Annotated in this window: 26 protein-coding genes and 1 pseudogene; 11 read left to right on the top strand and 16 right to left on the bottom strand. The window is 58.8% G+C overall.

Annotated elements, in window-relative coordinates; translation table 11 throughout:
- Positions 1 to 47 precede the first annotated feature (47 nt).
- The 7 genes from B5V00_RS10265 to B5V00_RS10235 all read left to right on the top strand — a co-directional run bounded on the left by B5V00_RS10265 (position 48) and on the right by B5V00_RS10235 (position 6184).
- The gene (locus tag B5V00_RS10265; RefSeq protein ID WP_085010779.1) at positions 48 to 491 is read left to right on the top strand and encodes a GNAT family N-acetyltransferase; all 444 of its coding nucleotides are present in this window, start codon (positions 48 to 50) and stop codon (positions 489 to 491) included.
- Positions 488 to 949, top strand: a complete 462-nt coding sequence (locus tag B5V00_RS10260) for an Rrf2 family transcriptional regulator (protein WP_085010700.1) — start codon at positions 488 to 490, stop codon at positions 947 to 949. The genes B5V00_RS10265 and B5V00_RS10260 overlap by 4 nt, the downstream gene beginning before the upstream one ends.
- A gap of 8 nt (positions 950 to 957) precedes the next feature.
- On the top strand, positions 958 to 1374 hold the full coding sequence (locus tag B5V00_RS10255) for a hypothetical protein (RefSeq protein ID WP_085010699.1): 417 nt from the start codon (positions 958 to 960) through the stop codon (positions 1372 to 1374).
- A 191-nt stretch (positions 1375 to 1565) separates the two neighbouring features.
- Positions 1566 to 2387 (top strand): nitroreductase family protein, encoded by an 822-nt coding sequence (locus B5V00_RS10250; RefSeq protein ID WP_085010698.1) that lies wholly within the window; start codon positions 1566 to 1568, stop codon positions 2385 to 2387.
- A 569-nt stretch (positions 2388 to 2956) separates the two neighbouring features.
- Positions 2957 to 3862: a nitroreductase family protein gene (locus B5V00_RS10245; RefSeq protein WP_085010697.1), complete on the top strand. Its 906-nt coding sequence runs from the start codon at positions 2957 to 2959 to the stop codon at positions 3860 to 3862.
- A 135-nt stretch (positions 3863 to 3997) separates the two neighbouring features.
- The gene (locus tag B5V00_RS10240; protein ID WP_085010696.1) at positions 3998 to 4252 is read left to right on the top strand and encodes a hypothetical protein; all 255 of its coding nucleotides are present in this window, start codon (positions 3998 to 4000) and stop codon (positions 4250 to 4252) included.
- 39 nt (positions 4253 to 4291) lie between these two features.
- Complete coding sequence (locus B5V00_RS10235) at positions 4292 to 6184, top strand: deaminase (RefSeq protein ID WP_139800734.1); 1893 nt, start codon at positions 4292 to 4294, stop codon at positions 6182 to 6184.
- A gap of 191 nt (positions 6185 to 6375) precedes the next feature.
- Here the strand turns inward: B5V00_RS10235 and B5V00_RS10230 are convergent.
- Positions 6376 to 7000, bottom strand: a pseudogene (locus B5V00_RS10230) (transposase).
- 254 nt (positions 7001 to 7254) lie between these two features.
- Between B5V00_RS10230 and B5V00_RS10225 the strand changes: the two are divergent.
- Together B5V00_RS10225 and B5V00_RS10220 are read left to right on the top strand one after the other, a co-directional pair.
- Positions 7255 to 8610 carry an MBL fold metallo-hydrolase gene (locus B5V00_RS10225; protein ID WP_172399706.1) on the top strand — a complete coding sequence of 452 codons (1356 nt, stop codon included), beginning with the start codon at positions 7255 to 7257 and terminating at the stop codon, positions 8608 to 8610.
- A gap of 132 nt (positions 8611 to 8742) precedes the next feature.
- A complete protein-coding gene (locus B5V00_RS10220; RefSeq protein WP_085010693.1) occupies positions 8743 to 8937 on the top strand; it encodes a hypothetical protein in 195 nt (64 codons plus the stop codon).
- Between the two features lie 23 nt (positions 8938 to 8960).
- Here the strand turns inward: B5V00_RS10220 and B5V00_RS10215 are convergent, their stop codons facing one another.
- On the bottom strand, positions 8961 to 9545 hold the full coding sequence (locus tag B5V00_RS10215) for a nitroreductase family protein (RefSeq protein ID WP_085010692.1): 585 nt from the start codon (positions 9543 to 9545) through the stop codon (positions 8961 to 8963).
- Between the two features lie 77 nt (positions 9546 to 9622).
- Positions 9623 to 9997 (bottom strand): HVO_A0114 family putative DNA-binding protein, encoded by a 375-nt coding sequence (locus tag B5V00_RS10210; protein WP_085010691.1) that lies wholly within the window; start codon positions 9995 to 9997, stop codon positions 9623 to 9625.
- Between the two features lie 150 nt (positions 9998 to 10147).
- Between B5V00_RS10210 and B5V00_RS17665 the strand changes: the two genes are divergently transcribed.
- A complete protein-coding gene (locus B5V00_RS17665) occupies positions 10148 to 10372 on the top strand; it encodes a hypothetical protein (RefSeq protein ID WP_172399705.1) in 225 nt (74 codons plus the stop codon).
- Between the two features lie 345 nt (positions 10373 to 10717).
- Here the strand turns inward: B5V00_RS17665 and B5V00_RS10200 are convergent, their stop codons facing one another.
- From B5V00_RS10200 to B5V00_RS10140, 13 genes are all read right to left on the bottom strand, one after another.
- On the bottom strand, positions 10718 to 11419 hold the full coding sequence (locus tag B5V00_RS10200; protein WP_085010690.1) for a hypothetical protein: 702 nt from the start codon (positions 11417 to 11419) through the stop codon (positions 10718 to 10720).
- The gene (locus B5V00_RS10195; protein ID WP_085010689.1) at positions 11416 to 11964 is read right to left on the bottom strand and encodes a hypothetical protein; all 549 of its coding nucleotides are present in this window, start codon (positions 11962 to 11964) and stop codon (positions 11416 to 11418) included. The genes B5V00_RS10200 and B5V00_RS10195 overlap by 4 nt, the downstream gene beginning before the upstream one ends.
- Before the next feature lie 185 nt (positions 11965 to 12149).
- Positions 12150 to 13802: a thiamine pyrophosphate-binding protein gene (locus B5V00_RS10190; RefSeq protein ID WP_085010688.1), complete on the bottom strand. Its 1653-nt coding sequence runs from the start codon at positions 13800 to 13802 to the stop codon at positions 12150 to 12152.
- Positions 13799 to 14215 carry a DUF488 domain-containing protein gene (locus B5V00_RS10185; protein ID WP_085010687.1) on the bottom strand — a complete coding sequence of 139 codons (417 nt, stop codon included), beginning with the start codon at positions 14213 to 14215 and terminating at the stop codon, positions 13799 to 13801. Before B5V00_RS10185 ends, B5V00_RS10190 begins: the two co-directional genes overlap by 4 nt.
- A 46-nt stretch (positions 14216 to 14261) precedes the next feature.
- Positions 14262 to 15122: an amidohydrolase family protein gene (locus B5V00_RS10180; protein ID WP_085010686.1), complete on the bottom strand. Its 861-nt coding sequence runs from the start codon at positions 15120 to 15122 to the stop codon at positions 14262 to 14264.
- 81 nt (positions 15123 to 15203) lie between these two features.
- Positions 15204 to 15974 (bottom strand): cyclohexa-1,5-dienecarbonyl-CoA hydratase, encoded by a 771-nt coding sequence (locus B5V00_RS10175; RefSeq protein WP_085010685.1) that lies wholly within the window; start codon positions 15972 to 15974, stop codon positions 15204 to 15206.
- Positions 15975 to 16128: 154 nt separating this feature from the next.
- Positions 16129 to 17268: a 6-oxocyclohex-1-ene-1-carbonyl-CoA hydratase gene (gene oah, locus B5V00_RS10170; protein WP_085010684.1), complete on the bottom strand. Its 1140-nt coding sequence runs from the start codon at positions 17266 to 17268 to the stop codon at positions 16129 to 16131.
- Between the two features lie 129 nt (positions 17269 to 17397).
- On the bottom strand, positions 17398 to 18462 hold the full coding sequence (gene had, locus B5V00_RS10165) for a 6-hydroxycyclohex-1-ene-1-carbonyl-CoA dehydrogenase (protein ID WP_085010683.1): 1065 nt from the start codon (positions 18460 to 18462) through the stop codon (positions 17398 to 17400).
- Positions 18463 to 18678: 216 nt separating this feature from the next.
- Entirely contained in the window at positions 18679 to 19083 is a 405-nt protein-coding gene (locus tag B5V00_RS10160) for an acyl-CoA thioesterase (RefSeq protein WP_085010682.1), read from the bottom strand.
- 5 nt (positions 19084 to 19088) lie between these two features.
- The gene (locus B5V00_RS10155) at positions 19089 to 20234 is read right to left on the bottom strand and encodes a thiolase family protein (RefSeq protein WP_085010681.1); all 1146 of its coding nucleotides are present in this window, start codon (positions 20232 to 20234) and stop codon (positions 19089 to 19091) included.
- Positions 20235 to 20415: 181 nt separating this feature from the next.
- Positions 20416 to 21180 (bottom strand): SDR family NAD(P)-dependent oxidoreductase, encoded by a 765-nt coding sequence (locus B5V00_RS10150; RefSeq protein ID WP_085010680.1) that lies wholly within the window; start codon positions 21178 to 21180, stop codon positions 20416 to 20418.
- A complete protein-coding gene (locus B5V00_RS10145) occupies positions 21180 to 22445 on the bottom strand; it encodes a thiolase family protein (RefSeq protein ID WP_085010679.1) in 1266 nt (421 codons plus the stop codon). The genes B5V00_RS10150 and B5V00_RS10145 overlap by 1 nt, the downstream gene beginning before the upstream one ends.
- Positions 22446 to 22795: 350 nt before the next feature.
- Complete coding sequence (locus B5V00_RS10140; protein WP_085010678.1) at positions 22796 to 24808, bottom strand: 3-hydroxyacyl-CoA dehydrogenase/enoyl-CoA hydratase family protein; 2013 nt, start codon at positions 24806 to 24808, stop codon at positions 22796 to 22798.
- 430 nt (positions 24809 to 25238) lie between these two features.
- On the opposite strand from B5V00_RS10140, the gene B5V00_RS10135 reads away from it, so the two are divergent.
- Positions 25239 to 26096, top strand: a complete 858-nt coding sequence (locus B5V00_RS10135) for an IclR family transcriptional regulator (protein WP_085010778.1) — start codon at positions 25239 to 25241, stop codon at positions 26094 to 26096.
- The last annotated feature ends 24 nt before the right edge of the window (positions 26097 to 26120 follow it).

Here is a 26120-nt window from a genome sequence, read left to right as displayed (position 1 = left end):
TTGCCGCAGCCCGTTCCCGGGCAGGAAGCAGCGATCAGGCCATGAACATGACAGATCACATCACCATCCGCAATGCCAGACCGGCCGACTTCGAGGCCGTCGTGGCGCTGGACCTGGTCGGGGTCGCTGATGAAAAGCCGGCCTACTGGCGCGGTGTCTTCGACCGTTATGTCGGTGCCGAGCGGGATGACCGGATTTTTCTGGTCGCCGAACGGGAGGGTGAGGCTATTGGTTTCATCATTGGCGAGGTGCGCGCCTGGGAATTCGGTTCGCCCCCCTGCGGCTGGGTCTTCGCCCTCAGCGTGTCCCCCCGCACCCGGGAACTGGGTGTCGGGCAGCTGATGTTCGAAGAGATCTGCCGACGGCTGAAAAAAGCCGGGGTCACGACCGTGCGGACCATGGTTGACCGGGAGAACAAGCTGACCCTGTCCTTTTTCCGCAGCCAGGGGCTGCGGACCGGGCGCTACATCGAACTGGAAAAGCCATTATGAAATTGCATAAGGCAAGTCTGTTTGCGCTCTATGCCGTACTGGAGCTGGCCGGCGATCCCGAACGGCAGCTTTCGGCGACCGACATTGCCGACAAATATGCCATTTCTACGCATCACCTGGCCAAGGTACTGCGCACCCTGGTGCGATCAGGCCTGGTGCAGGCGGTACGCGGCGCCGGAGGCGGCTATCGTTTCACCGGGGTTCCCAATCGGACCACGCTGCTCGATGTCATCGAGCTGTTTGAATCTCTGGAGTCGGAACTTGATATTCCCAGTCCAAGGGGGCGGGCCGGGGAGGCGGTGGTCGAGGAACTGCAGAGCATCACCCGCGAGATTGATGATCTCACCAAGGCGGTGCTGGATACCATCACCCTGGAAACAGCTCTCAACAGCGCCCGGATGCGCGTCGAGCGGGAGGAGAGCGGATCGATCTCCCCGGCGGAACCGGGTGGAAGCTGAGGAGAGATTTGCGCCGCGCGGAGGAAAAAAAGACCGGCAACGGTTCTCGGAACAGCGCGCCCACCGGCCGGATCGGTGAGCGCCCCTACTGGGTGCTCTACCTTTCCCTGCTGGTCAGGGCGGTTCATCAGGTCGGGGCGGCGGTCTTCCTGGCGGCTTACCTGCTTGACGCGGTTCCCGGTCCGCCGCTGGTTTATCTGGCGATCTCCCTGGCCAGCGGCATGGTGCTGTTTTTTACCGAATGGCTGCGGCACCGCCAGCTTTACCGGGAACTGTCGGGGCTGACCAGCATGGTGAAGGTGCTGCTGCTGGGAGCGGCCTGGCACGGCTACCTGCCGGGACAGCCGACGGTGCTGCTGGCTTTCGTCATCGCCTCGCTGATGGCTCACGCGCCGAAGCATGTGCGCCATCGGCTGCTGATATAATCTATTTCGGCCGAGAAACGAGGGCAGATTCATTTTCTCTCTTTTGCGGTCATTCCTGTTCCCTCAATGTTATCGACAACTCGCGATTCGGCAGGAGAGTCTGCAGGGGCGCTGGACCCCATCCTCGGGTCAGGGCCCCTGGCTTTCATGCCGTTGATCACCTTTGAATCTTGTTCCAGGGAGTCCCTTTTATGCCGCTGATCACAGTCAACCAACAAACCTGCAACCGGGATGGTCTCTGCAGTTCCGTCTGTCCGATGAAGATCATTGCTTTCGGCAAGGGGGCATACCCGGCTGCCGTTGCCAGGGCGGAGGAATTCTGCATCCGCTGCGGTCATTGTGTTGCCGTCTGCCCGACAGGCAGTCTGCGGCATGCCGAGCTGCCGCTGGAAGGGTTTCCGCCGCTCCGCAAAGACCTGCAGCTGTCCGAAGAACAGAGCCGGCAGTTTCTGCGCGGCCGCCGCTCTGTTCGCAACTATCGTGACCAGCCGGTTTCTCGGGACAGCCTGCAGAAGCTGATCGAAACGGCCCGCTACGCTCCCTCCGGTCATAATTCCCAGGGAGCCGAGTGGCTGGTGGTGGACAACCGTGAGGAATTGAACCGCATGAGCGGCATCGTCGCCGACTGGATGCGCTGGATGCTGGACAACATGGCAGACCTTGCCCGGTCCCTGCACATGGATCGTGTCCTGGAGCGGATCGCCGGGGGCGAGGACGTTATTTTGCGCGGGGCTCCGGCTCTGATCATTGCCCATGCTCCCAAAGATGACCGTCTGGCCTCATCGACCTGCACCATCGCTCTGGCCTACCTGGAACTGGCGGCGTCCGGCATGGCGCTGGGAACCTGCTGGGCCGGGTACTTCAATGCCGCGGCCACCAGCTTTCCGCCACTGCAGGAGGCGCTCGCTCTGCCTGAAGGACACCAGTCTTTCGGGGCGATGATGGTTGGTTATCCGCAGTATCGTTATCACCGTCTGCCCACTCGCAAGGCGCCGGTGATCACCTGGCGTTAGCGGTAAGTGGGGCCCATGGGGTCAGGCCTGGGTGGTGCTGGAGTTGAGCGATGCAATGTTGACTGACCTGGGGGCCTGGGTTAAACGCGATGTCAGTACCCTGAACTCTGCGGCCAGACGATTGAGAGACAAAGCCATAATATGTGCGACGACTGAGGTAGAGATGGAAATGATCCGGTCGAAGCTGGAGAACCTTACCATCTTGCAATCCTGACCCAGCAGGTATTAATGCATGGCTTTTCCGACTCGCCGATGGTGTCGCTGCCTCCTGCCCAGGGGCAGCTGAAAGGGTTTGACAGCCCGGGCATCAGGCTTTAAGGTGAGGTTTGCTTAACATGGACGACGGAGGGGATAACGGTGAATGGACGCACCAACATCACTGCACGCTATTGAGCCGCTGTTTCGGTGTCTGCCGAAGAGCGGCTTTTTTGTTTGCAGGTGTCGGGGGTAAGGGTTGAGGGTTGAATCAGGCCTATATCCTTGATGGGCAAGAAGGAGTCGATCGGGTTCAAGGTCGAAGAAGAGGCTGAGGCTTACAAGTTGGCTTTGCAAGAGAAGGGCAGGTCGACATGGCGGTCAAACACAGCTTGTACCATGAAACGGGGCAGGTCAGGGTCGACAGGGAGCGCTGCACGCTTTGCCGGCGCTGCGTCGAGACCTGTCCGGTCGAGGTACTCACCATCGAAGCGGATGCGGTGCAGCAGCGGGAGATCAGCTTCGGCTGTATCGCCTGCGGTCACTGCATGATGGTCTGCCCGCATGCGTGCATCAGCGTCACCGGTCGCAACCTCGACCCAGCGGATCTCCGGTCGCTGCCTGAGCCTGATGCGCGCGCCGACGCTGAGGCGTTGCAGACGCTGTTCACCTCGCGGCGCAGCGTGCGCCGGTATCGCGACGAGCCGGTCCCGGCCGAGCTGCTCGAGCAGGTGGTCGCCATGGCCTCGACCGCGCCGATGGGGATCCCGCCCTCCGATGTCGGGGTCGCAACCGTGAACGGGTTCGAGCAGGTGCGCGAGCTCTCCGCCGAGGTGGTCGCGGGATATCGCCGCATGATGAAAGTCATGCGCCCCGGCCTGCTCAAGCTGCTGTGGCCGCTGCTCGGCCAGGCCCGCTACGAGCGGTTCAACGATTTCATCCTGCCGTTGGGGGCAGACTACATCCAGGGCTGGGACGAAGGGCGCGACACGGTCCACTGGGGTGCGCCGGCGCTGCTGGTGTTCAGCCACTCGCCCTACGCCGGTGCCGAGGACGCGGCGATCGCCTGCACCTACGCGATGCTCACCGCCGAAGCGCTCGGGCTCGGCAGCTGCATGATAGGTGGTTCGCCGCCTATTCTCCAGCGCAACAAGGCGCTCTGCGCAAGGCTGAAGATTCCGGAGGGACACAAACCGTCGCTGGTGTTGATTGTGGGTTACTCAGCGGTGCCGTTCGTGCGGACGATCAAGCGGCGGTTTCGGCATGAGCAGGGTGGGTAAGCCTTTGGGGTTTCACGCCCGTTCGCTTGCGCTTACTCGAGTTCGCAGCGTTCGCAGAGAAAGAATTTAAGCTTAAAGGTTTTGGTTTTCTTAGCGCCTCATGCGGCTCTGCGCGAGACAAAGAAAGGTGTTCACATGTCTGAAGCATTCAACAAAGGCAAGGCGATGCTCGAAGAGGTCGCGTTGCGTTATGCCGGTGGTCACGGCCTGCAACCCGAGATCGAGTGGGATGACCAGGGTTACCAGTGGCTGCTCAGGTTGAACACTCCCGAGCACACGGTGCGGGTGGTCTTCTCGGCGGATGAGATCGAGATGTTTGCCGAGGATTTGCCGGAGAACCGGGAGACGAAGGTGAAGATTCGGAATGCGTTTGCGGGGTTGTCGATGTGAGGGAAGAATAAATTTTCTCACAGTTCATTTTAGAAGATCGTGGATGAATTATTTTGGGAGTTAGTTATGGATAGTAGGCATCCGTTAAATATGAATAGAGGTTTTTTGATCCTTGGATTGACTGGCCCGCTTAGGAGTGGATGTACAACTGCAGCAAATATGTTTTGTGGTAGTTTCCAAGAAAAGGTTGGAGAAATAGCAACCAAAACGGAGCAGGTGGAAATAGAGGCCTGTTACAGGCAGTTAAAAGAGTACATGGAAAGTTGTGATGGGGAAGAGTACAAAATAGAGAAAGAAAAGCGCAAATTATATAAACATCTCAAAAAAAGAGAAATAGCTGGCTGTCTGTCTAGGTTGATAAAAAACAACGAAGTAAAGAATTTTTATAAAATCTCAATGAGTAATATGCTCTTTAAATTTACAGTTGAATATTATTTAGAAAAAAAACCAAAACATTATGAAGCAAGGCTAGAAAACTTCATTAAAGCTATTGAGGAGAGGTCCTTTGATTTTGAAAAGATAAAGTCTGTTGTTGAAATAATAAAAAATAAAAGATTCAGAGATCTTGAGAATGATGATTATTCTTTGTGTAAATTCTACGATGATTATATAAAAAAGCTGGATGATTTAAATAGTGAAATACGATCATCTTATGGGAATGAAGAGGTATACGGGACCATAATGCAGGATTTAGGTGACAATATCCGCAAGAATGGTAATCCATTCCAGAGTTTTGATCGCCTTGATGAGACATGCTGTCAGTTAATTGCCGAAGAAGCAAATTTTATAATAAAGTATTTTAGAAATAGACCCGACAGGGAGAATAGAAAGAAACATTTTGTAATAGAAAGTTTTAGAAATCCGTACGAGGTTTTATATTTTAGATATAGATACTACGAATTTTATTTAATGTCTATTTATACAGACAAGGAAATAAGGCAAAGTGAAAGAGGCGTATTTTCAGTAGATAGAGATGAGAGAGACCAGGGCGAAAAGAACAGAGCAGACGAAATTTATGCACAAAATGTCTCAGCATGTGTAGATATTTCAGATATTGCTATTAACAATAATGGAACTTTAGATGAATATTTTGCGAAGCTAGTAAAGTATTATGCGATAATTATGCAGCCAGGTGTGATTAACCCTGAATCAGATGAAATGTTTATGAATCAGGCTTATTCACTTAGCCTGAAGTCAAGCTGTATTTCAAGACAGGTGGGTGCAGTTATTATCGGTGCAAATGGTTATGTTGTGGGGGCAGGCTGGAACGATGCAGGAGAAGGACAAGTCGGGTGTGGGTATAGGCATGGTCAAGAGTTTAATAATTTAGATAATAGTGTTTTAGTAAGTAATCCGGATAATGAATCAAGCTTTAGGGAAAAACTAAAAAATAACCCTAAGGAGTTCCCTTTTTGTTATAAAGATAATTATTCGAGCTTTGTGAGCTCAAAAAAAATCAAAAAACTATTAAACAATAAAAGGTATGAATTGAAAAAAATTGGCGTCACAGAAGAAGGCCAAGAAAAATTGTTTGCCATTTTAACAAATGGTCTAAGTATTAAGAGGCTTGAATATTGTCGAGCCTTACATGCGGAGGAAAATGCACTTTTGCAAACGTCTAAAAATGGTGGGATGGGCGTTCGTGGTGGAACTATTTACACAACATCCTTCCCTTGTGAATTATGTGCAAAAAAAATATATCAATCTGGCATAAGGGAAATAGTTTTTACTGAGCCATATCCGGACAGCATTTCAAAAGAAGTCATTTTAAGGGATGGAGTTAAAAAGGTCACCCTTCGCCAATTTGAAGGTGTAAAATCACACAGTTATTTCCGCCTATACAAGCCAGGCATGGACAAGAAAGAGTTAATAAGTATTTTGACAAGGCCAAAACCAGAGCCTGAACTCCCATTGTTCTCAAGGTTAGAATAGAAAATTTTCGGTTCTATCCACCAAACAAAGGTGGTTTGTGACGTATTTTGACACAAAGACAGTGGGTCATGCTCCCCAAAGGAGGATGATCCATGAATCTCAATCAGTTCCGCAAACGATTTCCCACGGAGGCAGTGGCCCGCAGGTAGTGTAAAGAATCTTTCGCTTTTTTCTGGCAGTGCCCCAGTCCGTCAGATTGCTTCGCCTGTTTCCATCAGCTGTTCAAAATCCTGATCCTTGAGCAAATCCATATTCAGGTAACGCTTCTGCCCCCATTTGGTTCCGGCAATGTGGCGCAGTCGGGCCGCGCAGAGCATCAAGGCCGAATGCCCGTCAGGAAAGGCGCCGACCACTCTGGTTCGCCGTCGGATTTCCTTCATGATGCGTTCAAGGGCATTGTTGGTGCGTATCCGACTGCGATGCCCTCGCGGAAAATCGTAATAGGTCAGGGTCTCTTCGTACCGAAACACCGGCCAGGTACATTTCAATCAGAGCTTCCTCAACCGAGGATTCCCGGCGCTTGTAGCGTTCAATGATGGCGGTCTCGAAGGTCTGTCGTCTGAGTTTCGGAATATTCAGCTCAACCTCTCCAACCCGGGTTTGCAGTTTGCGCTGATAATGCCCGGCCCGGGTGTCGATGCGGGCTTCATGACGCTGGTATTTCTCGGCATTGCACAGGCGATCGGCTTCGGCGTCGAGCATGTCGTTCAGGGTCTGCTCGACGGTACTGCGAACAATTTTTCCCAGGTGGTCCCTGACGACGTTTTCATTCAGCTGGATAATTTTGTCCTGTTTTGAGGTACAATCGTTTTCCACGGCAGTGTTCTCCTTTCGGTTAGGGATGATGTTGGCAAGCACAATTCTAACCTTAAGGGGCACTGCCGTGCCTTCTCAAAAAAGCGAAAATATTTTACGTTATCTGCATAATGACCTGCGCACAACAATGATCTACACTCATACTGTTCAGGATCGAACCCGCAAAGAGGCGCGGAGCCCGCTCGATTTGTGATGCCTGGATTTTTATGAGCTCATGAGCAAATAAAACCTGCGGAGATATGGAAAGACCTGCCATGCCCCCAGCTAAAATCATCGAATCGGTTGCCGCCGTGTTCTGTTACCAGGGCGAGATCTTCGCCTTGCGGAGACAGCCTTACCTGCAGGCTTTTCCAGGCTATGAATCCTTTCCCGGGGGGAAGATTGACCGGGACGATCCGGACCTGCCTCATCCCTCCCCGCTGCTTCGCGAGTGGGACGGCAAACGGATGCACGCGCTGGTCCGGGAAGTTCGGGAGGAACTCGGTTATGATCTCCCGGCCGGGATCGCCTCCGGGCAGGTAAAAGCTGTCCACTACCTGGCAAAAGCTCTGGCGCCGCCGGTTGTCGCGGCGCGCTTCTTCCTGCATGTGTTCCGCATCGACCTGGAAACAAGACCGGTTTTCAGCGCCGATCCCGGGGAGATCGCCGATTGTTTCTGGAAGACCCCGCGGCAGCTGCTTGACAGCTTTGAACGCGGGGACGCGCTGATGGTTCCGCCTTTGCGCTGGGTGCTGCAGGCTTTGGAGCGCGACCCGCAGGGGGTCGCTTTCGGCGATCTGTCGCCGCGCTTTGATGAGGACAGGTTTGTCATCAGCTTTGAGCAGTTGAGCGACGTGCGGATTCTCCCGGTTCCGTCCAATACCTTCCCGCCGGTCAAGCGGACCAATGCTTTTCTGCTCGGAGATCCGGGCGCACCGCGCATCCTGGTTGACCCGTCCCCCGAGTCGCCGCAGGTGCTGGAGAAGCTGTTGCGCACCCTGGAACCGGAAACGCTCAGCGCCCTATTCCTGACCCATCACCACCACGATCATCATGAGCATGTTCCGCAGCTGGCAAGGCGACTTGGTGTTCCGGTCTGGATGAGTGACGATACCCGTGAGCGTATTCTGAAGAAGTATGGCAGTGACTATTTCACCGAGGTGCGGCTTGAAATCAGGCGGGAAGGCGATGAACTGACCCGCTGGAAGGGTGAAACCGTCAGGGTTTTCGAGATTCCCGGCCATGATGCCGGGCAGCTCGCCCTGGCGCCGGAGTCGTTGCGCTGGTTCCTGGTCGGGGATCTCATCCAGGGGGCCGGCACGGTGGTGATTGCCGCGCCGGAAGGTGACATGGCGGCCTATTTCGGAACCCTGGAACGCATTATCGCGCTTGACCCTGCCGTGATCCTGCCCTCGCACGGCGCACCGATGCGCGGCACCCATCGCCTGCGGGAGACCCTGCGACATCGCCGTGAACGGGAAGAGGCGATCCACAGGTTATTCGTCAGCGGCAAAACAAAAGCCGAGATTCTCGACACCGTCTACCAGGGGGTCGATCAGCAGTTGCTGCCCTTCGCCCTGCTGAACATCGAATCGCACCTGGTCAAGCTGCGCCGGGAGGGGCGGATCTGAGACCGGGGTCAGCGGGGTGTTATACTTAAAACCTGAATCAATGAGTTTCTGCTGGATGACGCGTGCAGTCCGCCGCCAGGGGACTCACTGCTTCAGGGTAAGCATCGACCACAACAGTTCACGGGAGGCCCCATGTCTGACTCGAAGAAAGTTGAATGCAAGGACCCGGCGGGACACTGGCTGCATATCTGTCAATTGCGCAAAGAAGGTCGCGACGAAGACGTGGCGGCATTGATGAAAGACCCGGGACACATCTGCCTGAACTGCAACGCCGTTGCCAAAGAAGCAAAAAATCTCTGCAATCCGAGCCCGTTCTCCAAGGCTTAGGCCCTGGGTCAGGTCGTGGAGGGTCAGACATCCTCTCCGAGGGAGAGGATGATCTCCTCCAGGGCCCGTTTCGGCACGTGGTGGGTCCCCTTTTCATCCCGCCAGTATTTCACATTTCCATCTGCCGGCACGGGTTCGATGACCACCTCTTCCACCGGTTTGCCGAGGGCGAGAACCAGCAGGATTTCGAACTGTTCCGGGATGTTGAGAGCCTTGCGCAGGGCGTCCCGGTTGATGGCCCCCATGATGCATCCGCCCCAGCCCTTTTCAACAGCACCCAGCAGAATGGTCTGGGCGGCGATGCCGTGGTCGCAGCCGAAGCCCCTGGCGATGCTGGTGTCGCCGAGGATGACGATATAGGCGGACGGGCGTTCCCCTGCCGCCGGCCCCGGCCAGTCCTGCAGATAGCCCGCCCAGTGCAGGTGGGGGAAGATCCTGCCGTTTTTTTCCGGCGTATTCGAAAGCAGGTATTTCAGGGGTTGACGATTGGCTCCCGAGGCGGTCAGCCGGGCCAGGTTGACCAGCTCCCGCAGGTCCTGCTCTTCGATGGTTGCATCTTCCCGGAAGCGTCTGTAGCTCCTGTTTTTCAATACGATGTCTTTGAACATTTCGCTGTCCTCGCTGAGGGTGAGGCAAGCAGCTGATTTTGTCGGCCGCCCCGCTGAATGCATAAATCCAAAAATCGTCAATGAGATTGTTGTCTGATGCCAAATTCGACTCGAAAGTCGGACGTTTTAACCTTTGGCACAAGACGTCGCTTATGTTTTTCAAGCTCGACAATCCCGTAATGAGCCATGGTCTTCAGAGTCCGGGAGAGATTGCTGGAGGTTCTTCCCGTCAGTTCTTCAAGTTCTTTAAGGGACTGGGGATGTTCATCCATGATCAGTCGCAGCAGGCGTTGATTTTCGCTGCTCAAAACCTGTGCCATTGACTGGAGAGATTCGAACCAGATCTTCGGCTCGTTGCGTTTGGGAGTATATGTACCCCGGGCAATCGCAATGGTCCGCTGTTTGTAATCTTCTCTGGACATGATGCCGATTTTCAGGACATTTTCAGACATGCTTTTCTCCCAGGCAGGTCTCAACGGCTTCCCAGAAATCTTCGAGCAGCTGCCCTGCCGTTTTGAATTCGTACCAGAACACCCTCTCTTGCTGGTGTTTGTGGTCCCAGGTTATTTTTCGGGCCCCGTTTTTCTTCTCGATTTGATCGCGTGAGCATTGTCGAAGCCGATTATCCGTCGGTTGGTTCTGTCGTGGAGCGTCAGGCTGTAACTGCTCCCGTGGGGGATATGCTCATTGACCGTGACCCGCCTGGCTTCAAATTTGACCCAGTAGCCGTTTGCCATGGGCAAAATTTCTCCATTCAAATTCAAGAGATTTTCAAGGTCGAAGCTGTTCAAATGAAAATGTCCCCTCCTGCCATATTTATCACCTGATGATAATAACGGATATTTGTATCGCCGGCAAGGAATCTTCCGCCCATTGTCAATGACTATTACCCTAATGACTATTTGACCCTATGTCCTGACAATCTTTGATAAAAGCCAAAGGCAGATTTGCCCCCATGTCTCCTTGTATGTAGAGGGGAGGCCATATATGTGTTAACGGACATTTTGGAGGGGACAAAGGTACGCCCATGCAGTTATGCTATTCCTTCATCCTGAAGAACAATATCAACCTCATCCACAATTCCTCGGCTCCGTTCCACCGCCCAGAGAACAAACAAGAGGGTCTGCAATGTTGCAACTCCCAGAGCTTATGGTTTGCCTTTAAGTTCAGCCCTATTCTAAATCCCGAACCCTTTCCAGTCGCTCATAAATGAGATCTTCTCGGGCCTTGTCTCCCCTGGCCGCAGTCTGCACCGCATAGTCGAAATCGTTGTTCTTAAGAAGTAGATCAATCTGTCGAGCGATGTAGCTTCTGACGGCTTCTTTTTCTTCAGCAATCACTTCAACAATATCGTCACGGCCATCGAATAGGTTGAGAATGTCTTCCATGTCATGGCTGCCTTGCGGGTCATCATTGCCGCGTCCCAGGTAGGCTTCAAGTTTTGTGGCAATAAAATAGGGAGGTGTGAGCAACTTTATGGTTATTGCTTCGGTCAGGCGGTAGGGCTGCGCAGACGCGAAAGCCTCTGAATACCAGCGATTACTGTAGCCCAGTATTCTTTCGTCATCTGGCATAAAATCGACTTTCAGACCATCGAGCCGCATGCGGCAATTGACTTTGTCTTCAGCGGATTCCTTGAATCCTTTGTCCCTCAACCGCTCCTGGAAACTGGCCCACTTCGGGTAACCGACAACATTGATGATCAGGTCGACATCATCGGTATAGCGAACCGCTTCCCTGCTGAATTCATCGGTCAGCAGGAATCCGGTCGTACAGCCGCCGACAAAAGCAACTTCGTCCAGCATTTCTTCGCCCAAAGCCCTGGCAACTGTTGTGATCATCTCCCTGAGCAGATTGTAAGTGTTGTTTCTCATGCTTCAAGACTTTCAGCGAGAAGTTGTTCGGCAAGGTGCGCTTCCCTTGGGCCACCGAGACGAATAGCGTCAACCAGAGCGAGGGATGTGTAAAGTCTGGAGTCGCGTTTGATCGCATAGGGGACAGTTTTAAAAAGTGGCGTAACCGATTGGCCCTTGTCTCTACCCTTGGCGTCTGGCCAGACATAAATCATTTCGCCTGCTGTCATCAGTTGTCCTTTGAGCATGGGCGCTGCAAAGGCCGTCGGTATTCCTCGGGTTATTTCAGAAGGTTTGGCCGGAAAAACATATTTGAGGCCGTAAACAATGAACTCTCTGAGGGCTTTCAGGTTTGGCCGTGGCAAATTATTTTTACGGTCTCTTTTGAGCAGGCCGACAGAAATACTGCGATTGATGGAGTTATTGATCTCGGATTTTCCGACACCCAATTCTTCAGCAAGCCCCCTGACCGTGTAAAGAGCGGCATCGACCGACGACAGATCTTTGTTCTCCTGAGCTTGCAGGCTGGCCAACTTTAACAGGATGAAAATATCTTGACTTTTCATTGTGTCACCCCCCCCTCTCTTTCCCTCTTGTCCTTTGTCCGTGGACTATGGACGTGATAGCGTGGTTTGTCAAGTGGTTTTGATGTAGGTTCGGACAGTCTCGCGGAAGATAGTCAAAGAGTCGAGATTGCTCCCCTGAGGCAGATTCTTCTTTTCTGCCGGACTGGATTTCACGTCAGGAATGGCTAGCTTTGCTCCAGTCTTTCGTCGGGAGTGATCGCCCGGGGATCGGTGCGCAGTTCGATCAGTGCCGGTCCGTCCAGTGTCAGGGCTCGCTCGAAAGCGGCGACGAAGGTTTCGTGATTGTCGACCGTTTCGCCGTGGGCGCCGTAGGCCCGGGCCAGGGCGGCGAAGTCCGGGTTGGCCAGGTCGGTGCCGCAGACCCGGCCGGGATAGCGCCGTTCCTGGTGCATGCGGATGGTGCCGTACATGCCGTTGTTGCAGACCAGGAAGATAATCGCCAGCCGGTGCCGGACGGCGGTGGCCAACTCCTGGCCGTTCATCTGGAAGCAACCGTCGCCGGCCAGGCAGACCACCGGCCGTTCCGGGTGGGCCAGCTTGGCCGCGACCGCCGCGGGGACGCCATAGCCCATGGCCCCGCTGGTGGGAGCCAGCTGGGTGCGGAAACCGCGATACTGGTAGAAGCGGTGCAGCCAGGCGGAGTAGTTGCCGGCGCCGTTGGTGAGGATCGCCTCTGCCGGCAGCCGTCGGTTGAGAAATGCGATAACGGCGGCCAGGTCCAGTTCCCCGCGCGCGGTCGGCGGCTGCAGGTGGCTCAGGTAGTCTTCCCGCGCCTGTGTCAGCCAGTCCTGCCAGGCCGGTGCTTCGACGGTCGGCAGGGTGCTGACGGCGGCGGCGAATTCCGCCATGCCGGCATTGATCGGCAGGTCGGCCCGGTAGACGCGTCCCAGTTCCTCGGCGCCGGCATGGACATGGATCAGGGTCTGCCGGGGGCGCGGGATATCGAGCAGTTGGTAGCCGCCGGTGGTCGTTTCGCCGAGGCGCGGGCCGACGGCGAGCAACAGGTCCGCCTGCCGGACCCGTTCGGCCAGGCGGGGGTTGACGCCGAGCCCCAGATCCCCGACATAGTTGGGCAGCCGGTTGTCGTACAGATCCTGTCGTCGGAAAGTGCAGAGGGTCGGCAGCCGGTTGGCCTCACTGAAGCGGCGGATGGCGGCGCAGGCCTCGGCGGACCAGCCGCCGCCACCGAGAATCAGCAGGGGACGTTGCGCGGCGGCCAGTCTCTCCCGCAGTTCCCGCAGGGCATCCGGTCCCGGATGGGCCTGGACGGGACGGTAGCGGTCGCAGTCGGGCACCGCGGCCACGGCGGACAGCACGTCTTCCGGCAGCGCCAGCACCACCGGTCCGGGGCGACCGGATACCGCCAGGTGAAAGGCGTGACTGACCATTTCCGGAATACGCTCGACCCGATCGATCTGGGCGACCCACTTGGCCATCTGGCCGAACATGCGGCGGTAGTCGATTTCCTGAAAAGCCTCACGCTCAACCATTCGGCCGCCGACCTGGCCGACGAAGAGCACCAGCGGGGTCGAGTCCTGCCGGGCGGTGTGGACGCCGATGCCGGCGTTGGTCGCGCCGGGGCCGCGGGTGACGAAGCAGACCCCCGGCCGGCCGGTCAGCTTGCCGTAGGCCTCGGCCATGAAGGCGGCTCCCCCTTCCTGCCGGCAGACGATCAGGCGCAGCCGCTCCTGCTCATCGTACAGGGCGTCGAGTACCGGCAGGTAGCTTTCGCCCGGCACGCAGAAAACGGTATCGACCTGATGGATTTTCAGGGCGTCGACAAGAATCCTGCCCCCCTCGCGCTGGGGAATTGTCATGGTTCCACCTCGTCTGTCTGCAACGAAATCTCCAGGACGGCGCCCCGCTCCGCCAGCAGGTCGCGCAGCACCGAGCGATGACAGCGCACCTCGTTCTCGCAGTAGCAGCCGACCGAGAAATTTGTGTCCCGGGATAGCGCCGCAAGCAGATCAAGGACCCTGCTTTTTTCGGGATCCGCCATTTCGGAACGGTATTTCCTGAGAAAAAGCTCCCATTCCTTTTCCGATTCGGCAGCTTTGGCCAGTTTCATGAGTCCCGCTGACGGCGCCAGGTTCGGAAGCCAGACATCATACCAGTTCCGCGCCGCGTATTCACTCTTTGGAACGCCGCGGGGAGGACGCCTGACCGTCCCGATGCGCAGTCCTTCGTCACTTTTCCGTTCGGTTCCGAGACGTACGATGCGGATTGTCATGAGTTGTCTCTCCTTGAGAGCCGGCGTCGCTTTGAAAATCGTTGTCTCAGGTATTCAATCCCAGAAAACGCCGCGGGTTCCCTGAAAAAACCGTGTGTTCAAGCTCCTCCGGAAGATTCAGCGACTTCACCAGGTCGATGTAGTCCAGGATAATCCCGGGTTGATGGAGCAGGGCGTCGGTACCGAAGCAGACCTGGGCAGGGTAGTGGCGGATGAAGTCGGCGTAGCTCGCGGGGTTGCGCCGGATATGCGGCCGCAGGTAGGCGATATCGGTGAAGACGTTGGGGGAGCGGTCGAGGATGGAGGCGAAGGCCCGGCGGCCGATGCCGAAATGGGGAAAGTTGATGCGCAGCCGCGGGAAATCGTCGACGATGGCGCGCATCACGTCGCCATAGCGGCCGGCATCCATGTGATAGACGACCGGCAGGCCATGGGCTTCGGCAAAAGCGAAGATCTCCCATTCCTGTTCGCGATACTGCCCGGGACTGATGCCGAAGGTCTCCGGGATGCCGGCGATGCCCAGGTCGTTGGCGTTGTCGGGCAGGTAGAGGCCCTTGATGCCGCGGAAGCCCCGCCGGAACAGCTTTTCGATTCCCGCCTGCGCCTGTCCGTGCAGCATCCGCGTGTCAAGCATGGGGAACAGCATGCGGTCGCTCTGCCGGGTCAGTTCCAGCAGGAGATCGGCCTCGTTGAAAAGCGGGTCTCCCAGGTTGTCAAAGCCTTCCGGAATAAGTTTCCAGACCTCCCTCTCATCCAGGTCGGGATTGACCAGGCCCATGACCGCCATCTGCCTGACGCCTGCCTGACGCAGACCGGCCAGGCCGCGATGAATCCTCTCGGCCTGGCCGGTCCCGACAAAGCAGTGAACGTGGACGTCAATGATGTCTTGATCAGCAACCCTTTCCATGGCTTACCTCTGGGCCTGTCCCCGCTTCCGGGAACGGGCCCTTTTGCCGGAGACTGTTCCTCAAGAACGGGGACTGCCCCTTCAGCAGTTTTTCCACTGTGCCGGACGCTTTTCGACAAAGGCGGTCAGGCCCTCGACGGCGTCATGGGTCTGCATCAGTTCGGCCAGGTAGAGGGTTTCCACCCGCTCCAGCTTGGCGGTGACCCGCTGGCGGTATTCCTCCCGTGCGGCGCGCACCGCGAAGCGCAGGGTGCTGGCACTGCTCGGCGCCAGAGCCTTGTCGAAATACGCCAGGGCCGCCGTTTCCGGATCGTCGGAGAGGTTGTCGATCAGGCCGGTTGCCAGGGCTTCCTCGGCGGCCATGCTGCGGCCGGAGAAGAGCAGGTCCTCGGCTTTGGCCTGGCCGATCCGCTCGGGCAGCAGGCAGCTGGCCGCGGGTGCGAAGACCGCCAGCTTGATTTCCGGCTGGCCGAGTTTGGCGTCGGGCGCGGCGAACAGCATGCTGCCGGCGGCGGCGACCTCCAGTCCGCCGCCGAGACACTGGCCCTTGATCGCCACCAGCAGCGGCAGCGGGAAGTCGAGCATGTCGCGGATCAGGGCGTGCAGTGACTTGAGCATGTCGGCGCACTGGTCCGGCATGTGCTCATCAACGCTGGCGCCGAAGCTGAAGTGCGGGCCTTCGTGGTCGAGCAGCGCGGCGCGCAGTTCGGGGATGCCCCGGTGTTCGGCCAGCGCCTGCCGCAAAGCGGCGATCATCGCCGCGTCGACGATATTGGCTTTCGGCCGCGCCAGGCGCAGGCGCAGCAGGGTTCCGTCACGGTCGAGCCAGACTTTCAACGGGCTATCGCTCATCGGTTTGTCCTTTCGTAAAAAAATCAGCCACCAAGGCACCAAGATCACCAAGAAAACCTTAAAGACTTAGAAGCACTTGGAAAAATCGTTTTGGTGTTTGGTTTTAAGCCTTTGTCTCTCTTGGTGTTCTTGGTGCCTTGGTGGCAATCAGAATTTATTTCCCCGGCATCAGGCTCTCGATCAACTCCTCGGTCCAGGGCACGCCCTTGGCGAGACCCTGGCGCAGCTTGACGAAGTCGATCTCGCGGCCGGTTTCCTTGTTGCCCTCGTTGAAGGCGCGGAAGCCGGTGCGGGCCTCGTTCATCATGTTCAGTGCCAGCCAGGCGCGGGAATTCTCCTTGTTCTTGTTCCAGGCTTCCAGTTTCGGTTTGCGCAGTTCTTCGAGGCTCTTGGTCATGCACTCGGGGAAGGTCTCGATCAGCTTGGCGCAGAGTTCCTCGACCTTCTCATCGAGCATGGAGAGGTCCACTTCGCCCTGTTTGAGCAGATCCCGCCCGGCCTTGAAGTCGGCGCCGGTCTTGAATTCGCCGTGGATGACGCGCCCGAACTCATCGAGATAGCGGTCGGTGATCACGGTCGGGTTGGGGACGAATCTGCCGTCGATTTTCAGGGCCGGGACCACCTCGGCGATGATGCCCAGCCGGGCCGCCTTGTGGGCCGAGAAGGGTTCGCAGAGGGTGCCGGAGACCATCGCCTGTTCGCAGCCGATCATCACCGGCAGAAAGTCGGTGGCGCCGCCGATGGCCGCCGAACCGTGCTTGGGACCGGCCTGGCCGAAGTTGGCGAGATCCTGGGCGATGGTGAAATCGCAGGCCATGCCGATCTCCTGACCGCCGCCGATGCGCATACCGTTGACCCGGCAGACGACCGGCTTGTCGCAGCCGAGGATGGCCGACACCATATCATTGAACAGCCGCATGTACTGGCGGTACTCCTGCGGGTTGCCGGCATAGTACTCGGCGTATTCCTTGGTGTTGCCGCCGGTGCAGAAGGCTTTGTCGCCGACCGCGGTGAAGACCACGGCGTTGACCTCGCGGTCGACCGAGGCGCGGCGGAAGGCGAGGATGGTGGCCTTGACCATGTCGGTGGTGTAGGAGTTGTACTGCTTCGGATTGTTGAAGATGATCCAGGCGTTGTAGAGCCCTTCGGCCACCGAGCCGTCGCGGCGCCGGGCCGGACGTTTTTCATACTGCACCATGCCGTCACAGAGACTCTCGACATCCTTGTCGATCAGGTTGTGATCGATCAGTTCGGCCGGAGCGTTGCGAGCAATGATTTCGTCGGTTGTTGCCATCTGTCGTATCTCCTTTACGAAATGGATTGAATTCGTGGGGGCGAACCTTGTGTTCGCCCGGGTTTCGTTGGTGCCGACATGGGCGAACACAAGGTTCGCCCCTACCGATGACCGGATACCGATGACCTGTCAGGGTACCAGGATCGCCCGTTTGCTCATCTTCCGGTCATGGACCGCGGCGAAGACCTCGTTGATCTGCTCCAGCGGGCGCTGTTCGACAAAGGGGGCGAGTTCCACCTTGCCCGCCAGCACCAGGTCGAGGGCCGCCGGGTAGTGTTCCGGCAGGCAGCCCCAGTTGCCCAGCGCCCGGGCGTGGAAGGCCATCAGGTTGGAGAGGCGGATGTCGACCTTGTCCATGGTGAAGCCGACCACGCTCAGGGTGGAGCCGTGGACCATGAGTCCGTAGGCGGTCTCCTGCCCCGGCTTGCTGCCGGAACATTCGAAGATGAACCACTCGGTGCGGCGCAGGCCCTGCTCCTTGGCGAAGGCCGAGATCGCCTTCTTCAGGTCGCGGCCGCCGATCTCCATGGCATTGAAGGTCGCGGCCGCGCCGTGTTCGGCGATGGCGTCGAGCTTGGCCTGGTCGATGTCGATGGCGATGACGGTGGCGCCGAAGGCCCGGGCCATCTGCACGCAGTAGCCGCCGACGCCGCCGACGCCGATGACGATTGCCAGGTCGCCGTTGCCGACCCCGGCCTGGTGGACGGCCTGATAGGGCGTGGTCACCGCGTCGGCCACCACCGAGATATCGGCCAGCTGCAGCCCGGAAGCGGCCAGTTTGGTCTCGTCGACCGGGCAGAGGTCGCGGGCCGGAACCACGATGTGGCTGGCGAAGCCGCCCTGGATGTCGTTGCCGGGCATCTTCTGGGCGCGGCAGATGGTGCCCTTGCCGCGCTTGCAGAGGTCGCACTCGCCGCAGGGCATCACTGCCGGAATGATCACCGCCTTGTCCATCCAGTCGGCGACGCCTTCCCCGGCGGCGACCACCCGGCCGCTGATTTCATGGCCGAGGGCCAGCGGCAGTTCGGAATTGGTGCGCACGCCGTCGTAATAGAAGCCGAGGTCGGTATGGCAGACCCCGCAGCCGGCGACGGCCACCACCACTTCACCCGGTCCCGCCGTGGCGGTGAATTCCTGCTTGACCAGCGGTTCCTTGACACCTTTCATCATCCAGCGATAAGCGTTGATCGACATTGTTGTTCTCCTGTTGGTTGGAATGGATCATTGGGCCACCAAGACACCAAGGACACCAAGCACCAAGAAGGACTCTGTTGTCTTGGGAAGAAAAAGCGCAAACCTGCCTTGAGGTAACTTCAAAAACTCCGCATTTCGAATCTTCTTTTTAATCCTTTTTTGTCCCGACGTTAACTCTAGATTTTCTTGGTGGACTTTGTGCCTTGGTGGCAGAATTTATTTGTCCCTGTCGGTGAATTTCTCCTGCAGTTCCCCCGGCAGACTGCAGGGCTGCAGGCTGTCCTTCTTCACCCAGATGTGCCGGGTGCTGCCGGTGGTCAGCAGCTCATCGCCCCGTTCGATCCGGTAGTTGAACTGCAGGCCGCGCCTGCTGATCCGGTCGAGCCGGCAGCTCGCCCTGATGGTGTCGCCGTAGCGGGCCGCCCGGCGGTAGTCCTGTTCGGCCCGGGTGATGATCATCAGGTAGCCGCGGGCCTCGATCTCCGGGTAGGGCAGCCCGGCCTCGGCACAGTAGCGGGTCCGGGCCAGTTCGAACCAGACCAGGTAGTTGGCGTGATGGACCACGCCCATCTGGTCGGTTTCGGCGTAGCGGACCTCGAACTCGACGGCGGCCTGCGGCATGGCTCTCAGAGCCTCTCGATCAGGGTCGCCATTCCCTGACCGTGGCCGATGCAGAGCGAGGCGATGCCGAACCGGCCGCCGCTCTCTTCCAGGCCGTTGAGCAGGGTGGTGATCAGCCGGGTGCCGGTGCAGCCGAGGGGATGACCGAGGGCGATGGCGCCGCCCCAGGGGTTGACCTTGTCCGGATCCAGTTCCAGCTCGCGGATGCAGGCCAGCGCCTGGCTGGCGAAGGCCTCATTGAGTTCGAAGCGGTCGATCCGGTCGAGACCGAGGCCGGTTTTCCGCAGCAGGGCGCGGATCGCCGGGACCGGACCCATGCCCATGGTGCAGGGATCGAGGCCGACGACGGCGAAATCGACCACCCGCGCCCGCGGTTTCAGGCCGAAGCGCTCACAGGCGGCTTCGGAGGCGAGCAGGGTCAGGCTGGCGCCGTCGTTGAGGGGCGAGCTGTTTCCGGCGGTGACCGAACCGTCGGCGGCGAAGATGGTCTTCAGCCCGGCCAGGGCTTCGAGGCTGGTTCCCGGGCGCGGTGACTGGTCGTCACGGGCGGGGCCGGCGGGGGTGTCGATCGGCAGGATCTCGCGGGCGAAATGTCCGGCGTTGCGGGCCGCCAGGGCCCGGCGGTGGCTTTCCACCGCGAAGGCGTCCTGGTCGTGGCGGCTGACGGCATAGTCGCGGGCGACCTTCTCTGCGGTCAGTCCCATGTTGTTGAACGGAAAGGGGTAGCGGTCCAGCAGCCCCTGGTGGTAATCGGTGGCCGCCTGCATCGGCACGTGGGTCATGTGCTCCACGCCCCCGGCGAGCAGCAGCCCGGCGTGTCCTGCGGCGATGGTCGAGGCGGCGAAATTGAAGGCCTGCAGGCTGGAAGCGCAGAGCCGGTTGACGGTGGTGCCGGGCAGGGTTTCGGGAAGCCCGGCCAGCAGCAGCGCCAGGCGGGCGATGTTCTTGCCCTGCTCGAGGTGCTGGCCGACGCAGCCGATGTAGACGTCGTCGATGGCGGCGGTCAGTTCTTCACCGGCCTCCATTTCCGCCAGCGTCTTCCGCATCAACTCCGCCAGCAGGACATCGGCGCGAACCTCGCGGTACAGGCCCTTGTCCGGGTGGGCCCGGCCGATGGCGGTGCGTCCGGCTTCGATCAGGTAGGCGTTCATCTAAGAATCCCTTTTAAGGCTTTTGCCACCAAGACACCAAGAGCACCAAGGAAGAATTCAAGACGGGAAGCAAGGAAAAGGTTAAAGCATCAGAAGGTGGGAATTTGCAATAACCGGAGCCCTCTTTGCTTTTGCTTGCTTGGTGTCCTTGGTGTCTTGGTGGCCCAACGACTTGTTTTTCTTACAGTGACAACAACCCGCAGCTCTTGCCGCCGTCGACATGCAGCACCTGGCCGGTGATGAAGACGGCGTCGTCGGAGGCGAGGAAGGCGACCGCGGCGGCGATGTCCTCGACTTTGCCCATCTTGCCGGTCGGCTGCATGCGGATCAGCCTTGCCCGCGCCTCTTCCGGCATGCTCTGGCTCATCGGGGTGTCGATCAGGCCCGGCGCCACGGCGTTGACATTGATCTGGAAGCGGGCGAACTCCAGGGCCAGGGTGCGGGTCAGGCTGACCAGCCCACCCTTGCTGGCTGAGTAGTTGGCCTGGCCGATATTGCCGAGCCAGGCGCGCGAGACGATATTGACGATCTTGCCGTACTGCTGGGCCTTCAGGGTCGGGAAGGCCGCCTGGCAGCAGAGGAAGGCGCCCTTGAGATTGACGTCGATGACCTGGTCCCAGTCCTGTTCGGAAATCTTGCTGATGAAGCCGTCGCGAATGATGCCGGCATTGTTGACCAGCACGTCGAGCCGCCCGAAGTGACCGGTCACCTCGGCCATCAGTTGTTCGACCCGGGCCTTGTCGGTGATGTCGGCACTGATCGGCAGCACCTGGCAGCCGTCCGCCTCCAGTTCGGCGGCGAAGGACTGCAGCTGCCCGGCGTTGACATCCACCAGCGCCAGGCGTGCTCCCTCGGCGGCGAAGCGTCGGGCGATGGCGGCGCCGATGCCCCGGCCGGCGCCGGTGATCAGCACCACCCGCGCGCCCTTTTCCGCGGCCGCCGTCATCAGCAGGCCTCCACGGCCAGGGCGATTCCCTGGCCGCCGCCGATGCAGGCCGAGGCGATGCCGAACTGCTTGCCGTCGCGTTGCAGGGTTTTCAGGCAGGTCAGGGTGAGACGCACGCCGGTGGCGCCGAGGGGATGGCCGATGGCGATGGCGCCGCCGTTGATGTTGAGCTTGTCCTCGTCGAGCTGCAGTTCCCGAGCAACGGCCAGGCACTGGGCGGCGAAGGCCTCGTTGATTTCAAAGCGATCGATGTCTCCCAGCTGCATGCCAAGTTGTTTCAGCAGCAGGCGGATCGAGGGTGCCGGGCCGATGCCCATGATGTCGGGGCGCACGCCGCTGGCGGCGAAGCCGCGGATTTTGCCCAGCGGTTTCAGGCCGTGGGCGCGGACGTAGTCGCCGGAGGCGACCATCATCGCCGCTGCGCCGTCGACGATGCCGGAGGCGCTGCCGGCGGTGGTCGGCCCCTCCTTGCTGAAAACGAAGGGCAGCCTGGCCAGCTGTTCCAGGGTGGTGCGGCGCGGATGCTCGTCGGCTCCGCACTCTTCGCGGCTGTTCAGGCGGTACTTGCGGGGTTTGTAATCCCCCATCTCCAGCACCCCCTTGGGAGCGATCGGGGCGATTTCTCCCTCGAAGAAGCCGTTCTGCTGCGCGGTCGCGTAGCGTTCCTGGCTGCGCATGGCAAAGGCGTCGACCTCTTCCCGGCTGAGATTGTATTCCCGTGCCAGGTTGTCGGCGGTGCAGCCCATGGGAACGGCGGCGGTGTCATTGAGGGCCTCCCAGAGCAGGTCGACAAATTCCGGCCGCCCCAGCGGGAAACCCTGGCGGGCGGAGTAGGAGGCGAGGGGGAAGCGGCTCATGGTGTCAGTGCCGCAGCCGAGGACCAGCTGCGCCTTGCCGAGGGCGATCTGTTCCGCCGCCTGGCCCAGCAGTTCCATTCCCGAGCCGCAGATCCGCTGGGTCAGAAGGGCGGTACTCTGCAACGGCGCGCCGCTGTAGAGGGCGATGTGCCGGGGGAGGAAAAAGCAGTCGGCGCTGGCCTGGCCGATGTTGGCGACGATGGTCTGGTCGATCTCCGCAGCCGGTACCCCGGCCGCCTCGATCGCCGCCCGGCCGGCGAGAATGCCGAGGTCGGTCGGTGACATGCTGGAGAGGCTGCCGGTGTACTTGCCGAACGGGGTCCGCTTGCCGTCGATCAGGTAGACATCCTCGAACAGGGCGCCGCTGCCGCTCTGACTGTCCCGAAATCCCTTTACACTTGCGCTCATGGAAGCTCCTTTGCTTTGTCCTGAATCAGTGAGCACCTTGTCGGCGGATAGCACAAGTCATTGACCTGCCTGAACTTTCCAAAAATCACCAGCGAACCTGTGGGTGCGCTTCAGATTTTTGGAAATCTCATTCAGACCAAGCACTTGCACTCTCCATCCAACAGGAACTCACTGATTCAGGTTTGTTTTAAATCGTTGGTCGCCAAGACACCTGAAGAAGTGAAGACGGCGAAGGGTAAGGGGCTAAAGGTTTTAACGAAAAAACTTCGCCACTGGCCTTTGGCCCTTCTCCTTTAGCCGATTTTCAGGTTCATTCAGATTTTTCTGGCGTCTTGGCGGCATGTTTTCGTTTATTTGCCGGTAAAGACCGGCTTCTGACCGCTGATGATGCTGCTCAGGCCGATTTTCGCATCCTGGGAGGCGAAGATGGTCTGCAGGCCGTCCAACTCCAGTTGCAGGGCCGCGGCCAGGTCGAGATCCCGGCCTTTGTCGATCAGTTCCATGGCTGTTTTCAATGCCCCGGGAGCCTTGCGGCGGATGCCCTTGGCCTGTTTCTCGAAGCCTTCGCGGTCGAGCAGCGGATTGCTCAGGTCACCGTCGAAAGCGGCAAAGGCGGCTTCTTCCGGGGTTTCCTCGGTACGTCCGGCCTGGGGTTTGTCGATGTTGAAGTCCGCCAGTTCCCGCCAGTCGAAGGGAGGATCGATAACCGCGTCGACCAGCCCGTAGGCGAAGGCCTGTTTGGCGTTGATGAACTGGCCGGTGGCGATCAGCAGCTTGGCGCGGCCGACGCCGATCAGGCGCGGGGTCCGTTGGGTGCCGCCGAGCCCCGGGTAGATGCCGATGCCGGTTTCGGGAAAGGCGAGCACCGATTTGCGGGTGCCGATGCGGTAGTCGCAGGCCAGCGCCAGTTCCAGTCCGCCGCCCAGGGTCAGGCCGTCAAGGAAGGCACAGGTCGCCTTGCTGGAAGAGCTGATCTTGTTCAGAACCTGCTGGCCGAAATCGGTGAAGGTCTGGATGCGCTGCAGATCGTCGGCCGCCATGGCATCGAGGAAGAACTTGATGTCGGCGCCGGCGATAAAGGCCTTGCCCTTGCCGTGGATGATGATCTTGTCGATATCGTCGCGGGCGTTGAGTTCATCGACGCAGCGGTCGAGCTGGTTCATCACCTGTTCGCCGAGGGGATTCATCCGGTCGGGGAGGTTGAAGATGATGAAGCCGGTTCTGCCGACCACTTCGCTGGTCACCCAGTCGAGGGTCAGGGCCCCGGCGCCGGCAGCGGTGAGGCAGCCCGGCAGGGGCAGCTGCCAGCTGGAGAAGACGCTTTCGACCATGTCCCGGACATTGTCCGGGCCGAGTTTGGCGAGCAGTTCGAAGGGGCCGACCGGCCAGCGCAGGCCGGCCCGGGCGCCGAGATCGGCGGAGGTCGCGTCGACCACGCCCTCGTCGACCATCTGCGCGGCAACCCCGAGGCTGGCGCCGACCAGCCGGCGGGTGACGACATCTTCACGGTCGGAACCGTTGTTCAGCAGGCTGTTGTCCTCGACATTCCAGTCCTGTTTCGACGCGACCTGCCGGCAGAGAATTTCCGCAGGAGCGTAGAAGGGACCGAGTTCGCCGGCCAGGCCGTCGGCGGCGTGCATGGCGATCGGCACCCCGGTGGCGTTCATCAGCGCGAAGGGGCCCATGCCAACGCCGAAAACCTCGCAGGCGACCCGGTCGATGAAGGCGATGCTGCCGAAACCCTCTTCGTAGAGCCGGGCGGCTTCGTTGAGCCAGGGGACGAAGAAGCGGTTGACGGCGAAGCCGGGCGCGTCCTTGACCAGAATCGGGGTCTTGTCGTAGTAGCTGTAGAAGTTTTCCAGCGCGGTGACGATGGCGCTGTCGGTCTTCTCGCCGGGGATGATCTCCACCAGCTTGTTCTTGGCCGCGTGGTAGAAGTAGTGAACGCCGAGCACCCGTTCGGGGGTCTTCAGGTCGGCGGCGATTTCACTGATCAGGAAAGAGGAGGTATTGCTGGCGAGGATGCAGTCGGCACCGACGACCTGCTCCAGTTCGGCGAACAGCTGCTTCTTGACCGCCAGATTTTCGAAGATGGCTTCCACCACCAGGTCGGCTTTCGCCAGTTCTCCCTGATCGGTGGTGCAGTGCAGACGGCCGAGGATCTGCTCGAAACCGGCCTGGTCGATCAGCCTGCGCTGCAGGGCTTCTTCCAGGGAAGAGCGGATATGGCCGACACCCTTTTCCAGGAAAGCGTCCTGCTGGTCGACAAGAATGACCGGCAGACCCTTCATGATGAAGTGTTGTGCAATCGCCGACCCCATGGTTCCGGCGCCGACGACGCCGACGGTTGTAATCGGTTTCATAGGTGTGCCCTCTCTGTTGGTTCCAGGTCGTTTAAAGATTGGATGATACTGTCGTGTGAATACTGGCGATACTGTGCATGCCGAGATTGGTTGCCCCGGTTTTGTGTTTCGCAGTGCGAAACTAAATTCCAATTTGTGTAAATCCTACCTGACAACACAACGTTTGTAAACAGTAATTTTCCGCGAAATTCAGGGTTCCGTCATGTCCCATGAAACACAGGCTGTTAGGGCTTGTTCGGCCTGCATCGATGGGATATTGAGTTGTTTTAAAGGCATTTAAAAGAAAGCCCATGGGGTTACTCTATTTTGCAGTGCGAAACTGATTTTCAAAAAACATCGTTTTATTGCCTTGACATGATTCGCCCTTTTCGGTAGAGATGAGGCACGGCAAGAGCTGTTTTTCGCCCCTTCTACCAGAATGGCTTTGCGGATGAGTGACCAGGCGGCAGACAATTTGAAGAATGGTCGGGACGAGCTGCTGGAACGCGACTACGCGTTCAGTGTCGAACCTGGCGGCAACAGCCAGGACCGGCAGTTCGTCACCGCTCTGGCACGAGGTCTGGAAGTGCTGCGCTGCTTCCGTCCGCACGATCGGCACCTGGGGAATCAGGACATCGCCCGGCGCACCGGGTTGCCGAAGCCGACCGTTTCCCGGCTTACCTATACCCTGACCCGGATGGGTTACCTGTACCATGACGAACGGCTGGGCAAGTACCAGCTCGGCACCTCGGTCCTTTCCCTCGGGTATTCCCTGCTCACCAATATGGATGTGTTGAAGATCGCCCGCCCGCTGATGCAGGAGCTGGCTGATTATTCGCACACCGTTGTTTCGGTCGGCACCCGCGACCGGCTCGGGATGATCTATCTCGACGGCCGTCACAGCACCGCCGCCACGGTTTCCCTGCGGCGGGAGCCCGGCACCCGGGTGCCGATTGCGACCACCGCCATGGGACGGGCGCTGCTCTGCGGACTGCCGGAGCCGGAGCGGGAGCAGCTGCTTGATCATATCCGCAAGCGCGACGAGGCCTCCTGGCCGCAGCATAAGGCGGGGATTGAGCAGGCGCTGCGTGATTACCGCGAACGCGGATTCTGTTTCTCCATCGGTGACTGGCGCAGTGACGTCAACGCCGTCGGCGTACCGATGCTGCCGGTTGCCGGTTGCCGGCTGCTGACCTTCAACTGCGCGGCCCCCTCTTTCGTGCTGCGCAGGCACATGCTGGAAGATGATATCGGCCCGCGCCTGGTCAACCTGGTGCGGACCATCGAGTCGGAGGCGGCCCGGTACTGACCGGGGCGACCGAGACTGAGGACA

The organism is Geothermobacter hydrogeniphilus (assembly GCF_002093115.1).
GTDB classification, from domain to species: domain Bacteria; phylum Desulfobacterota; class Desulfuromonadia; order Desulfuromonadales; family Geothermobacteraceae; genus Geothermobacter_A; species Geothermobacter_A hydrogeniphilus.
The sequence above is the reverse complement of the archived record's forward strand: the minus strand, read 5'-3'. Positions and strand labels throughout refer to the sequence as shown.